Below are 13,641 nucleotides of genomic sequence, written 5' to 3'. Positions count from 1 at the left end.
CGTAACTGTAGGGTTTAGGCATGGCAGAGCAGACGATAGCAGATCACGATAACACCTTTAGTTTACGTCCTAACTATCCTGGCGGTTGCTATACCTCGAAGTCATGTTGAAGTACTTGAAAGTCGTGTTGAGGTACTCCAAAATCGTGTTGAAGTACTTGAAAGTCGTGTTGAAGTACTCCAAAGTCGTGTTGAAGTACTCCAAAGTCGTGTTGAAGTACTTGAAAGTCGTGTTGAAGTACTTGAAAATCGTGTTGAGGTACTCCGAAGTCGTGTTGAGGTACTCCAAAATCGTGTTGAAGTACTTGAAAATCGTGTTGAAGTACTTGAAAATCGTGTTGAAGTACTTGAAAATCGTGTTGAGGTACTCCGAAGTCGTGTTGGAATACTTCAAACTTTGTCGCACCGCGATCAAGTTCATAGGTACGTAGGCGTAGCCCGCCGTAGGCTTTGACCTTGACGGTAGTGCATCTGGGTTTACTCAGGTAAAATTTGCACAATCATCAACTGGATTGTCACTAACCCAAAACAATTTTGTAGTTGTTTAATCGTGATTAACGTTTGACCATTAAGCGATATGTATTGTGAGGTGCTTAAAATAGCACCTCGCATTCGATTGATTAATCCAAGTCATTTTGATCAGCGATGGTCTATGAAAAATTAGGAATTCACCTTTGGGTAGATTTAGACAGAATTATCAAAACTGTATATTTGGATGGGATAACACATAATTTGCCACAAAACCTCATGCTAAGTCAGTAATTTCAATATCAACAGATGCAATTTTGATTGAATCTAGTTAATTTGTTCCTTAAGTTCCTCATCAGCCATGACATCCCCTGAGCCTCAAAATGATTTTGGAGACAAACCTCCACAAACCCCATTTGAGCCACCTTCTGGAAAACGGCGGTGGCTTTGGTTATTTTTACCTGCACTACTATTATTAGGGGGCGGAACAGCTATAGTTTGGCGTTTGTTCACTCCGCAAAATTTAGCACCTTCAACTGCTAATGCTCAACCTCAAGGGGTAAGAGTCAAAATATCGACAGTACAAAGCGGCATAATTGAGGAAAGTTCAGATTTTATTGCTACCCTAAAGTCCCAGCGCTCAGTCACCCTTCAGCCGAGGATTCAGGGCCAAGTTACCCAGATATTTGTCAAATCGGGAGATCCAGTCACCCAAGGAGCGGCAATTCTCCAAGTAGATCCTACGCCACAAGCAGGTGTCAGTGGGAACAATGCTGTGCCTCAAGGATTTTTAGTGCAACTGGAAAATGCCCGCGCTACACTCAAATTTCTGGAAGCACAACGACCATCCTACGTTGCGAATCTGCAATTGTACCAGCAGAACTACGAAAAGTTTGTCACCCTAGCTCAAGAAGGAGCCGTGTCTCGACAGACTCGCAATCAGTTTGCTGATCGGCTCACCACTGCTAAGACTAGTCTAGATGCAATTAATTCCAGGATTCAAGCACAACGCTCCAACATCTTGCAGGCTGAAAAAGCCTTGCAGCAAGCTAATGTAAATATTCCAAACCAACAAGTCCCGCTCCAGTCCGACAAAATTACCGCTCCCTTTGGTGGCACAGTTGGCAACATCGCCGTGAAAGTAGGTGATTTAGTTAATACTTCCACACAATTAGTTAATATCACCCAAAATCGACCTTTAGAAGTTAATATCTCTGTGCCACTACAGCAAGGTCCCCAATTGCGTAAGGGAATGCCAGTGGAGGTCATGAACACACAAGGTGAGAAGCTTGGTAGAAGTAGGGTATTTTTTATTGCACCTAATGCCAGTAATCAAACACAAGGGATACTAATCAAAGCACTTTTTAACAACCCTAACGGTCAGCTACGTGCAGATCAATTGGTAAGGGCTAGAGTGTTCTGGAATCAGCGCCCTGGAGTTTTAATTCCCACAACAGCAATGACTCGTATCGCTGGGGACACTTTTGTTTATGTAGTTGAAACCGAAAAATCTCCCCAAGGTATATCCCAACAAGTAGCTCGGCAAAGGCGAGTGAAGCTAGGCGAGATCAAAGGTAATAATTACCAAGTTATTGAAGGATTACAGCCAGAAGATCAAGTTATTATCTCAGGGCTGCTCAATCTCAGGGATGGTGTTGCGATCGTTCCAGAATCTTAAATTAAAGCGATTAAGAGCTTTCTGAACAGCTTTGTAACCAGGAGCCTGCCTGCCTAATTTAAGATCCAATTGTTAGGCGATCGCTAAATTTAATCTTGGTACAGCACTTGAACAGCAGATAATTACTTGGGTGAACCAAAATAAAATCAGAGTAATCTATGGCATCTTTAGCCGGAAAAGTTGCAATTATCACTGGTGCATCGCGGGGAATTGGACGAGCGATCGCACTAAAATTAGCAGGTAACGGCGCATCTGTTGTCGTTAATTATGCGGGTAATGCGGGCAAAGCACAGGAAGTTGTTGCGGAAATTGAAAAGTTGGGAGTACAAGCGATCGCTATCCAAGCTGATGTTAGCAAAGTACCCGACATCGAACGGTTATTTGAGCAAACACTTGAACGTTTTGGTAAAGTCGATATTTTGGTCAATAATGCCGGAATCATCTTCTATAAACCAATTACTCAAGTGACAGAAGAAGATTTCGACAAAATTTTTGCCACTAATGTCAAAGGCACTTTTTTTGCTTGCCAACAAGCCGCGCAACACATGGCAGAAGGGGGACGGATTATCAACTTTTCCTCATCAACTACGGTGATGATGCTGCCAACTTATAGTGCCTATGTAGGAACCAAGGGTGCTGTTGAACAAATCACGCGGGTACTAGCTAAAGAATTGGGTACAAAGGCGATCGCAGTTAATGTTATTTCTCCTGGCGCCACCGATACAGAATTGTTTCGAGAAGGCAAAACACAAGAGCAGATAGACCGTGTAGCCCAAATGGCTGCTTTTGGCAAACTGGGAGAGGTGGAAGAAATCGCCGACGTAGTAGCATTTCTCGCTAGCGACGAAGCTAGGTGGATCACTGGGCAAAACATCCGTGTAAATGGTGGAGCCGCGTGAGATGATCAAACTTAAGCGCAAACCCCTTTAAAACCTCGTTTCCAGCCTCTGGCTGGAAATGCTCCTCATTGCGGTGCTGCTAGTCTTGAGGCAGCAGCCCCCTATTAGGCATTCCCAGTCTGAGACTGGGAACGAGTTCCCTGACTGAGAAGTGTGGGTAGTTCACAACTTCAGATTATTTAAATTTTTTTTATTTCAGGGTTTGTTCCAAGTATGGTAGTTCTGCATATTTCAAATTTCATTGACTGCAATGCTATCAGCAACTCATCTCCTAGCTATTACTATGAAGGGCGTTGTCTCCAAAGTGGCGTAGGCGTAGCCCGTCGTAGACATCGCCTAAAACTACCCCGCACCTCAATGGCTGAAGCGATCGCTCACGGACTAATGCAACAGCTTGCCAACAATGATTGTTATTCTCGTGAAGGCAAGATGTATGGAATACTATTGGTTGAACTGCCTAATGGCGAACAACGGGTACTCAAAGCCTTTTCCGGTCTTTTGAATGGTTGCAGTCTGGTTGAGGACTGGGTGCCACCAATTCCAGGAAGAGACGAAGTTGCTTTAGAGGAAGCCCGCACTTTGGCACAGTTGGACGCGATTAAGCAAGAACTCCTTACCTTGAAGCAACTGACCGAACGCCAGCAGTACCAAACCCTATTTGATGAATTTGAGCAACATTTGCAAGCAATGAGCGATCGCCATCGCCATTGCAAACATCAACGACAGGAAAAACGTCAGCAAATCTGCGATCCACTTACTCTTGAACAACTCGACGAAGAGAGTCGTCAGCAGGGAATTGAGCGACGACAACTTAAACGCCAGCAAAATGCAGTATTACAGCCCCTTCAACAGTTAATTGCAGTGACGGATGCGCGAATTAGCGAACTGAAACAACAACGTAAAGCACTGTCCCGTCAATTACAAGCTCAGATGCACGCTACATACAGCTTGACTAATTTTTCCGGGCGATCGCGATCATTGCAGGAATTGATGCCAGGAGGCTTCCCCACTGGCACAGGAGACTGTTGTGCCCCAAAGCTGCTCCATTATGCGGCAACACATAATCTCAAACCACTGGCAATGGCGGAATTTTGGTGGGGTGCGTCTTCTGTAAATCAGGATAAAATTCAGGGAGAATTTTATGGAGCATGTGCCGAGCGATGTCAGCCATTAATGGGGTTTTTGCTCTCAGGGTTGAAATCTATTTCAATCCCAAATAGAGATGTATACACAACTAGCCCACTTTCCCCTACCAAAGGAGAGATCCCGATTATTTATGAAGACGAATGGCTGATTGCTGTAAACAAGCCTGCTGGGTTACTTTCGGTGCCTGGTCGTTATCGCGATCGCCAAGATAGTGTTTTGAGTCGCTTACGTCATCTGTTAGCTGATGGCATGGCGCTTGCATCTGTGCATCGCCTAGATCAGGAAACATCTGGTATTTTGTTGTTGGCGCGCGATCGTCAAACCCATCGGCAACTCAGCCAGCAGTTTCAGCAACGCCAGGTTTACAAGGTTTATGAAGCCATCCTTGCCGGTGCTGTGACAGTTGACCAAGGTACAATTGAACTGCCATTATGGGCAGATCCTGAAAATCGCCCTAATCAAAAAGTTGATTGGCAGCACGGTAAACCCAGCTTGACACACTTCCAGGTAATGGCGAGAGAAGAAGACTACACCCGCGTAGAATTTAAGCCGCTAACTGGACGCACTCATCAATTGAGGGTTCATGCAGCTGATGTGCGAGGACTTGGGGTAACTATTTTAGGCGATCGCCTTTATGGATGCTGTGCAGTTACCAGTCGGTTACATCTGCACGCTAGAGAACTTCGCTTCGAGCATCCGCAGTTAGAAAAAAGCCTACATTTACAAGCAATTACGCCCTTTTGACAATATTAAAATAACGAACAACTGCTCTAGTACAGCAGTTTTCATGTATTTGAACCACATCTGTCGTAGGGGCGTAAGGCCTTACGCCCCTACCGCGTAGTCTATTTACTTGTAACTTTGTTTTAAGTATAAATACATAAAAGATTCTCTTAAAAAACGCTGTTAGTTCACGTCCATAATCAAAAATACCAACAGTAATGGTATTTAATAAATTATGTATTTATAAGCGGATGTTTTAGAATGAAAACTCGTAATGCTTTCGTCACGTTAACGATTTGTCTACTGTTGGTACTCACAACTGCTTTCTTCGTGAATATCCACAAAGTCTCAGCTCAACCCATAAGGGATTGTCACAAACTTGTGACAGGCACATACCTGACGCCATTATCTGGTGATAGGGGTCAGTTTTATGGGATTACAACGTTCACCCGAGATGGAAACTTTGTGAGCAGTGCCTCAACCCAAACTGGTAATCCCTCTTTTCAACCCTTTAGTAATGTCCAGGGCAGTTGGGAGTGTACTTCAGATAGAGAAATTACTGCCACGGGACTCGACTTCAATTACCCAACAGCGACATTACCAGGCTCAATTACCAGAACCGATTTTCGTGCGACATTTGATCCGAAAGCTGGGATAGTACAAGCAACAGCAAAACTAAGGTCGTTCTCACTAAATGCAAATCCGCTTAATGATGATGCCCCAGTAACGGCAACGTTAACTTTCACGGGGCAGCGTGTTAATAGCTGGACAATAAAGTGAAGGCGACTAGTACCGCAAGGCGGAAGTCAAAAGTCAAAAGTATTATGAAATGGGCTTTTTAGGGATTTTAAATGGTTGCTCTATTTACGCCGTGGCGTACTAGTGCTTGACAAAGGGCTTTTGCAGATGACAGCGGTAGGCATTGTACCGAGATGTTTGTAATTTCATGCATGATCGCTTCAAAAAGCTTGATTCTTAGTTGTAAATAAGGGCTTTTTTGAGTCCGATGTAGCAAATTATCAAACATTGATAGGATAAGGCTTTACAGACCTGGAATGTAGATTTTTACACAAATCTCGGTACAATGCCCCTTTGGCATAGTGACATTTAATTGAATCAACAGCCGAACGTGTAAGGAAAACTGGTTTATATTTTTTCAAAATGCTTGTGAAAAGTTAGCTTTAGATAAAACTATTTCTGGTGAATCCTTTAGAAATGTATATAAAAAGTTCTGAATTTCGTGCAATCCGAGTTAAAAAAGTTCATCACACGACCTTTTATGGCAGATTATAAATTGTTCTGACGTGTTGTCACTGCTCCAGAAAATGTAGAACCATTCACGTTGGTAGCAGCAGCAATTGTGACCTTAACTGTGTCAGCACCGATTTGCTGCTGTTTGAGTTCAGTTGAGCGATAGCGATAAATTGGACGCTCGGTCGAGTCATAGTCTAATGTTTCACCGTCATCTTCATAAAGAGTAAAGCCGGATGGTGCGCGATCGGCATACACTCGCAGAATTAACTCATCACTATTCCTGTTATTCTTTCGTCGTCCATAAGCATCCTTTGTATCCGCATCTACATACATTTGCGGCAAAATGGCTCCAGCCTTCGTAAAAACAGCTAAACGGATGTCTGCGTGTTGTCAGCTTGCCATACAACAGCAAGTTTTGTCTTTCTAGATGTATGTGGTTTTTAACCGTTATATTGAGTTTCCCGACAGGTTGCTAGGTTTAGCTTCTGGTATGTCTTTTGCTGGGTGGTTCAATTGGGATTCCAACGAGTTAGGTAAAGAACGTTGGCAATAAAGCTTAGAGTAAAGCAAATCCAACGCTTTTTGGCATTATGGACCAACGATACACATCTAGATGAGATGGACAGTTCCACTTTTTCGCGTTCCTCACACCTGGAACTCGTGACAATCGACTTGCTTTTTAAATTTGGATGTGATAATTTCTGCTTGTAGTTTATTCAACGGTTATTCGACAGATTTACCGTATTATAGGTACTAATATCACAGCTAAGAGATTTCCCAATAAAAAATATCCAACTATTGATTGTGAGACCACCCCACAAAATTAGATGATTTATTCCTTGAAAATCCCTAATTAGCGGTAAAGACGAGAGTGCTGGAGTTGACCTCTAGACTCTCATTCTGATCTTTTCTTTAATAAAAGGAGTAATAAAAAAGTTGTTGAATCAGTTCAAAAAGTTCTTGTTTTTATTGCCACAACGCTCAGTCAAGTCCCTTAGTGCCTTACTGGTTGCTAGTTCCTGGCTAGGTTTGGTGATTTCTGGCTGCGCTCCCAATAACTCTGCAAATACTAACACTGCCCAAAATGTCAGTAACCAAACTCAAGAGAAAACCAGTTTGATTCGCCTGGGATACCAAAAAGGAGGTGTGGTACCAATTGCCCGTCAACGAGGAGAGTTAGAAAAGAGGCTTGCGGCTGAAAATATCAAAACTGAGTGGGCTGGCCCCTTTGACCGATGTGCTACTTTACTCCAAGCAATTAGCGCTAATCAAGCCGATATAGGCGGGTGCGGGGACATTCCTGGTTTGTCAGCGATCGCCGCCGGTCAGGAGCTATGCATTGGGGCTGTTCAGCGTCCTAGACCTGAATCATTGAGCAGTGCGATCGTAGTCCGCGGCGACTCTCCTATCCGTCTTGTAGGTAAAAAAGTCGCTGTCAATCAGGCTGGCGCAGGTGAGTACCTATTATTAAAAGTATTGGAAAAAGAGAACATTTCTAAAGATAAAGTTCAGCGTGTCTTCTTAGCTCCAAGTTGAGCAAGATTTGTAATTTTTGAGGTGATGCACTATGGCAATTGAATTTATTGGAATGATTGGAACACGACAAATATCTGAGTTAGATGGGCCGACAGTTTCGATCACTGGCGGTTCCATAGATCCCGCCTACGTCCGCAAGTTTGCTAAGGCACATGAAGATGGTGGCTTTGATCGCGTACTGGTTGGTTATGGTTCAACTGGCCCCGATGGCTTAACTGTGGCATCGTTCGCGGCGGCTGCAACAGAACGGTTGAAGTTTTTAATCGCCCACCGCCCTGGTTTCGTGGCTCCTACACTCTTCGCACGCAAGACAGCAACTTTGGATCATTTTACTAATGGTCGCATTGCCGTACACATTATTACAGGTGGCAGCGATGCCGAACAGCAACGCGATGGTGATTGGCTTGACCACGATACTCGCTATCGCCGTACAGATGAGTACCTCGACATTGTGCGCCGGGTGTGGACAAGTGATATTCCCTTCGACTATGAGGGCGAATTCTACCGGGTGAAAGATGCTTACTCAGATGTGAAGCCTTTACAACAACCCCACATACCCCTGTACTTTGGCGGTGCTTCTGGTGCAGCAGTACCTGTGGGTGCAAAGCATAGTGATGTCTACGCCATGTGGGGAGAACCGATTGCGGCGGTTAAGGAACGGATACGCGAAGTAAAAGCTGTAACACCACCAGAGCGATCGCCACGGTTTAGTGTCTCACTGCGACCGATTCTAGGTGATACTGAGGAGAAGGCTTGGGAACGGGCGCACTCAATTCTATCGCGTGTTAAGGAAATTCGGGCTGCAAAAACCGAAAATCAGCTACCGATAACTCCCTACTTTAATTTAGTATCACCGCAAGCAGTGGGTTCCAATCGTTTGTTACAGTTTGCCCAAGAAAGCGAAATTTTCGATAAGCGCTTGTGGACACCAATTGCTGCTGTTACTGGTGCTTATGGTAACACTACAGCCCTGGTTGGTACACCGGAACAAGTAGCAGAGTCCCTTGTGGATTACTATGATGCAGGGGTAACTACTCTATTGATTCGGGGATTTGATCCATTAGAAGATGCGATCGCTTATGGTCGTGATGTGATTCCCCTAGTCCGGGCAGAAGTGCAACGGCGGGAGCGACAAGCAACTGTTGTTGCTTAGGGATTTTCAAATAAAAAAAATATTCAACTACTTCTTGTGGGATAGTCAGAAAAGTCGCCTGTAGCCAAAGGCGCTCATGTTGGCCACTCCACAAGATTGAATAATTTATTTGTTGGAAATCCCTTAGATCAAGATTGGATGATTGATTTTTTGATAGTCCCTTAATAACTGTATTCGTAAGGAATATCATTCATGACCAAAGTATTGATTCTCGATGCCAACCAACAACCGTTATATCCAGTACGCATCAGCCGTGCTAGGCTACTATTGTCACAAGGTAAAGCTACCGTATTCCAGCGATATCCCTTTACTATCATTCTGAAGGAGTCTCTTTCTCGTCTAAAACTTGAGCAACTTGGCTTCAAGCTTCACCCTGGCATTAAAATAATTCGTAATTGAATTCTTAACTACGAATTACGAATTAACGCCGTGTGCAACTTTCCTCTCAAACCTAACCCCCAACCCCAACCCTTGTAGCGTTGGGGAGAAAGAATCAAAGCCTCTCGACCTTTCGGAGAGAGGAATGGAAGCGGGGTTTTAACAATAAGTCGCACATAGCGTGAATTACGAATTAGTAAATGTTAGTTGCCTCCCAAACCGAGGAATATAAATGACGAACCACACCATCTTGGAACCATTACCAGAAGACCAATGGTTTATTGAGAGCCAGGAACTACGATCCTTTGTAGCAACAGTGCGTGAAATTAGCGCTAGCACTGCTGACGATCGCACCCAAACTCTAGCTAGATTAGAACCCTATTTTCAAGAACTGCTTGCCCAACAGAAATGGCTCCCGGAAAAGTTTGCTCAAATCAATCCCGAAAGCAAAATGGGCGGCGGTATTGGTCAATGGCTGCTTTATCGCGCCAAAGACCGTTCCCTCTCAGTCTTCAGCTTGGTGATTCCCCCAGGTTCAACGACTCCCGTCCACGACCATTTGGCTTGGGGATTGATTGGTTTATATAAAGGTAATCAAGAAGAAACAGTCTATCGCCGTGTAGATAACGGTGACGCCGAAGGACACGCACAATTACAAGTAACTGAAGTGCGATCGCTTCAACCAGGGGATATCTACCGCTTCTTACCCCCAGATGGTGATATCCACGCCGTCAAAACCACATCTCAGAGCGCATCTGTATCCATCCATCTTCTGGGTAATGATACTGGCTGCGTCTTGCGTCACCAGTTCATCCCAGAATCTCATAGCGTCAAATCCTTTCGCTCTGGATATTCTAACGCTCCCTGCAAAGAGGAAGAGGAAAAAGAACATGCCCAAGTCCGATAGACCACAACCCCCCGTATTCGAGCGAGTTGAAGACGAACGCCTGCACCGCAAGCAACGCCTCGCCGCTGCCTTTCGCCTGTTTGGTAAATTTGGGTTCAGCGAGGGAATCGCCGGCCATATTACGGCTCGTGATCCGGAGTTTACAGACCATTTCTGGGTCAATCCATTCGGAACATACTTCGGTCATATCCGAGTTTCTGACCTGATCTTGGTTAACAGAGAAGGTGAGGTGGTTAAAGGCGATGCTGAGGTGAATCAAGCTGCTTTCGCCATTCATTCTCAGCTTCATGAAGCTCGACCTGATGTGATTGCGGCGGCTCACGCTCATTCACTTTATGGTAAAGCCTGGTCTAGTTTAGGTCGTCTCCTTGACCCCTTGACACAAGATTCCTGTGCTTTTTACGAAGACCATGCGCTATTTGACGATTTTACAGGTGTTGTTTTAGAAACTTCTGAAGGTCAACGACTGGCGCAAACTTTGGGGCCAAAGAAAGCCATAATCCTGCGTAACCACAGCATTTTAACTGTGGGACATACAGTAGATGAAGCTGCCTTTTGGTACATTAGCTTAGAGCGATCGTGCCAAGCCCAACTGCTAGCAGAAGCTGCGGGTAGACCCACTACTATCAAACACGAAACAGCCCGTTTAACACAAACTCAAGTGGGGTCACATATAAGTGGGTGGTTCAGCTTCCAGCCACTTTACGACAGGATTATCCGTGAAGAACCTGATTTGCTGAATTAGTGCTGTGTTTTTTGACACTGAGATAATAGGCAGGGAAGTATCAATTTACCCTACTTCCCGCTATTTTTATATCAATTTAACCTAAATTTATCTATATACTCCGGTAAACCTATAAGTTTATAGTATAAACGTAGTTAAGAGAAATCATTTTGATGATTAACCTAATCTTTCGCCGCTTAATTACCAAATGGATATCGTTGATAAAAATCAGGAATATCCCATTTAACAACTAACATAAATTATTCTTTTCTTCTCCTTTGCCAATTGCGGGGGCATTTGTCAAGGGTAGTGTAGATGCCTGGGTAATTTGGGACCCCTTCTATGCAGCTGCTCAAGAGGCAACTAAAGCCAGAGTCCTGATTGATGGCAGAGGAATTAATAAACAGGGAGGATATTATTTGATGACTCGCAAATTTGTCACTGAAAATCCTCAAACTGTGAAGGTAATACTGGAGGAAATTCAAAATTTAGAAGAATGGTCTAAACAGAATCAAGAAGAAGTAGCAAAAACTCTAGCACCTGTGTTAGGAATTGATTTAGAAACGATGAAAAAAGCAACTAACAGACGGACTTTTGGTCTTGTAGCAGTTGATGACAATCTCATAAATCTACAACAAGGTGTTGCGGATACATATTATAAATTGAAGTTAATTCCCAAAGAGGTAAATGTGAAAGATGCAGTGTTGACAAAAGAGCAATACGCTGCATTTTCCCCAAAAACTTAAACTAGTACGCCACGGCGTAAATAGAGCAACCATTTAAAATCCCTAAAAAGCCCATTCCATAATACTTTTGACTTTTGACTTTTGACTTCCGCCTTGCGGTACTAGTACAATGAATCGGCTGTAGGGGCGTACAGATATATACCCCGACAAATGGAATTGATGTTAGTAATAAAACAATTGGAAATTTTTGAAATGTGAATCTGGGAATTGATTATGACTAATCCTACAGAACTACTGCGATCGCGCTATGGTGAAATTCCCTTCAATCCGGAAATTGCATGGAATGATTCCCTGACAGCACTACTATCTCACCGTTCAATCCGGTCTTATCTATCTGATTCTCTACCAGCGGGAACTCTGGAGTTACTAATTGCAGCCGCCCAATCTGCATCTACTTCCTCTAATTTGCAAACTTGGAGTGTGGTAGCAGTCGAAGATCAACAGCGCAAAGAGGAGTTATCCCAGCTAGCGGGAAACCAAGCACATATTAAGCAAGTGCCTTTATTCTTGGTTTGGTTAGCAGATTTGGCGCGTCTAAGTTACGTTGCTGACAGTCGCGGCATATCTCATGATGCGCTGGAATACTTGGAAATGTTTGTGACGGCAACAATCGATGCAAGTTTGGCGGCGCAAAACGCAGCAGTCGCAGCTGAGTCACTCGGTTTAGGAACAGTATATATCGGCGGAATCCGGAACCACCCGCAAGAGGTAGCAGAGATATTGAATTTGCCTTCCTCTGTGTATGCTGTGTTTGGGTTGTGTGTCGGCTATGCGAATCCTGAGGTAGAAGCAGCGATTAAGCCAAGGTTGCCACAATCAGCAGTGCTGCACCGTGAAACCTATAAATTGGCAGATCAAGAAGAAGCGATCGCTCACTATAACAATATCATCAAAGACTTCTATACTGAACAAAAGATGAATATCCTTGGTGATTGGTCAGAACACTCAGCCGGGCGGATCGCAACTGTCGAGTCATTGAAGGGACGCGATCGCTTGCGTAAAGTTCTCAATCACCTCGGCTTCAAGTTACTGTAAACAAGATGGCGGAATTATTCAAGGAACATTTTGAGCAGTTTGACAACGGAAGCAGACCATTGAAGGTCTCCGGCTGTAAGCAATGCGTGCCCTATTGATAGAGACAGACGTGATTAATCGCGTCTGTCTAAAGCAAGAGATACATCTGATTGGGGTATTTTGTATTCAAGCAGATTACACCAATTTGAATAATGATTGCGACAAATAGAGCGCTAACACCGATTACCAGCAACTCTTTCACAATCCAAAATCAAAAATCAAAATGGTATTACTTAAAAGTCTTACAACCCAAGTGCTTTTCGAGTCCCAGAACCAACAATTCCATCAGCGGTTAAGCCAAGGCTTTTCTGAAATGCTGTTACAGCAACATCAGTAGCCGAACCAAATATACTGTCTAACTTGATGTTAAAACCCTTTTGTACAAGTGCTTTTTGGAGGGAAAGTACGTCATTTCCTTGTATAAATGGTTGAGTGAAAAATAAAAGTCTTGGCTGTCCTGAGACGGTATTAGGCTGTGATAGAGCAATCATCTCAGACTGAATAATCGGATATTTCGCATCCCAAGTGGCAGGTTATCTCAAATTTAAACCATCATCAATATGAACTGGATCTTCAAAGTTGAAATCTCCACCCCATCGCAGAATAAGATCTTGACGGATGCTTTTAATAAAATTATGAATTACTTTTGGAAGGTTATTTAAGTTGTTCTTATCCAAAGCTTCACTATTAAATAGCTCTTGTCCTAACATAATATTCATATCAATGCCATGACCTACCAAATGATTTGACCGACTTGCAGGGTGTACAATTGCTCCAGATACACTACCTCCCTGTATACGAGTTGAGCTTGTCACATAAATTTTTATGCCTGCATCAGCAGCAAATTGGTCAATCTTTGCCAAAGAGTCAAAAAATTCGACATCTGCTAAAATCGGTTTTCCGATAAATCGAGGTGATTTGAATGCTTCGAGCCTAGTTACCATAATTCCCTCTAT

Annotated in this window: 16 protein-coding genes; 12 read left to right on the top strand and 4 right to left on the bottom strand. The window is 43.7% G+C overall.

All coding sequences use genetic code 11. The features are described from left to right. Positions 1–88 precede the first annotated feature (88 nt). Positions 89–499 carry a hypothetical protein gene (locus tag V7K49_RS07920; protein WP_335205121.1) on the bottom strand — a complete coding sequence of 137 codons (411 nt, stop codon included), beginning with the start codon at positions 497–499 and terminating at the stop codon, positions 89–91. Positions 500–828: 329 nt separating this feature from the next. Here V7K49_RS07920 and V7K49_RS07915 point away from each other — a divergent pair, with 329 nt between their 5' ends. From V7K49_RS07915 to V7K49_RS07900, 4 genes are all read left to right on the top strand, one after another. Further along, positions 829–2,145, top strand: coding sequence for an efflux RND transporter periplasmic adaptor subunit (locus tag V7K49_RS07915; protein ID WP_335205120.1), 1,317 nt, complete (start codon positions 829–831; stop codon positions 2,143–2,145). A 158-nt stretch (positions 2,146–2,303) separates the two neighbouring features. Continuing rightward, positions 2,304–3,044, top strand: coding sequence for an SDR family oxidoreductase (locus tag V7K49_RS07910; protein WP_335205119.1), 741 nt, complete (start codon positions 2,304–2,306; stop codon positions 3,042–3,044). Positions 3,045–3,257: 213 nt separating this feature from the next. Next, positions 3,258–4,934 (top strand): RluA family pseudouridine synthase, encoded by a 1,677-nt coding sequence (locus V7K49_RS07905; RefSeq protein WP_335205118.1) that lies wholly within the window; start codon positions 3,258–3,260, stop codon positions 4,932–4,934. 240 nt (positions 4,935–5,174) lie between these two features. Further along, on the top strand, positions 5,175–5,693 hold the full coding sequence (locus V7K49_RS07900) for a hypothetical protein (protein ID WP_335205117.1): 519 nt from the start codon (positions 5,175–5,177) through the stop codon (positions 5,691–5,693). Positions 5,694–6,200: 507 nt separating this feature from the next. Here V7K49_RS07900 and V7K49_RS07895 read toward each other — a convergent pair. Then, on the bottom strand, positions 6,201–6,500 hold the full coding sequence (locus V7K49_RS07895; protein ID WP_334869713.1) for a DUF5110 domain-containing protein: 300 nt from the start codon (positions 6,498–6,500) through the stop codon (positions 6,201–6,203). A 94-nt stretch (positions 6,501–6,594) separates the two neighbouring features. Between V7K49_RS07895 and V7K49_RS07890 the strand changes: the two genes are divergently transcribed. From V7K49_RS07890 to V7K49_RS07855, 8 genes are all read left to right on the top strand, one after another. Further along, positions 6,595–6,720 (top strand): hypothetical protein, encoded by a 126-nt coding sequence (locus V7K49_RS07890; RefSeq protein WP_335205116.1) that lies wholly within the window; start codon positions 6,595–6,597, stop codon positions 6,718–6,720. A 383-nt stretch (positions 6,721–7,103) separates the two neighbouring features. Beyond that, entirely contained in the window at positions 7,104–7,703 is a 600-nt protein-coding gene (locus V7K49_RS07885; RefSeq protein ID WP_334864565.1) for an ABC transporter substrate-binding protein, read from the top strand. Between the two features lie 31 nt (positions 7,704–7,734). After that, complete coding sequence (locus tag V7K49_RS07880) at positions 7,735–8,856, top strand: LLM class flavin-dependent oxidoreductase (protein WP_335205115.1); 1,122 nt, start codon at positions 7,735–7,737, stop codon at positions 8,854–8,856. Between the two features lie 192 nt (positions 8,857–9,048). Continuing rightward, positions 9,049–9,255, top strand: coding sequence for an RRXRR domain-containing protein (locus V7K49_RS07875; RefSeq protein WP_298917099.1), 207 nt, complete (start codon positions 9,049–9,051; stop codon positions 9,253–9,255). Between the two features lie 211 nt (positions 9,256–9,466). Next, positions 9,467–10,141: a cysteine dioxygenase family protein gene (locus tag V7K49_RS07870; protein WP_335205114.1), complete on the top strand. Its 675-nt coding sequence runs from the start codon at positions 9,467–9,469 to the stop codon at positions 10,139–10,141. Continuing rightward, a complete protein-coding gene (locus V7K49_RS07865; RefSeq protein WP_298917093.1) occupies positions 10,125–10,886 on the top strand; it encodes a class II aldolase/adducin family protein in 762 nt (253 codons plus the stop codon). Before V7K49_RS07870 ends, V7K49_RS07865 begins: the two co-directional genes overlap by 17 nt. A gap of 257 nt (positions 10,887–11,143) precedes the next feature. Continuing rightward, positions 11,144–11,611, top strand: a complete 468-nt coding sequence (locus V7K49_RS07860; RefSeq protein ID WP_335205113.1) for a hypothetical protein — start codon at positions 11,144–11,146, stop codon at positions 11,609–11,611. Between the two features lie 213 nt (positions 11,612–11,824). Beyond that, positions 11,825–12,646: an NADPH-dependent oxidoreductase gene (locus tag V7K49_RS07855; protein ID WP_335205112.1), complete on the top strand. Its 822-nt coding sequence runs from the start codon at positions 11,825–11,827 to the stop codon at positions 12,644–12,646. Between the two features lie 281 nt (positions 12,647–12,927). On the opposite strand, the gene V7K49_RS07850 is transcribed toward V7K49_RS07855, so the two are convergent. Both V7K49_RS07850 and V7K49_RS07845 read right to left on the bottom strand, forming a co-directional pair. Further along, the gene (locus V7K49_RS07850; RefSeq protein WP_335205111.1) at positions 12,928–13,176 is read right to left on the bottom strand and encodes a peptidoglycan-binding domain-containing protein; all 249 of its coding nucleotides are present in this window, start codon (positions 13,174–13,176) and stop codon (positions 12,928–12,930) included. Positions 13,177–13,218: 42 nt separating this feature from the next. Beyond that, positions 13,219–13,629: a M15 family metallopeptidase gene (locus V7K49_RS07845; protein WP_335205110.1), complete on the bottom strand. Its 411-nt coding sequence runs from the start codon at positions 13,627–13,629 to the stop codon at positions 13,219–13,221. Between the last annotated feature and the right edge of the window lie 12 nt (positions 13,630–13,641).

Source organism: Nostoc sp. (assembly GCF_036919675.1).
GTDB lineage: Bacteria > Cyanobacteriota > Cyanobacteriia > Cyanobacteriales > Nostocaceae > Nostoc.
This window is presented reverse-complemented; position numbering and strand designations above follow the sequence as displayed.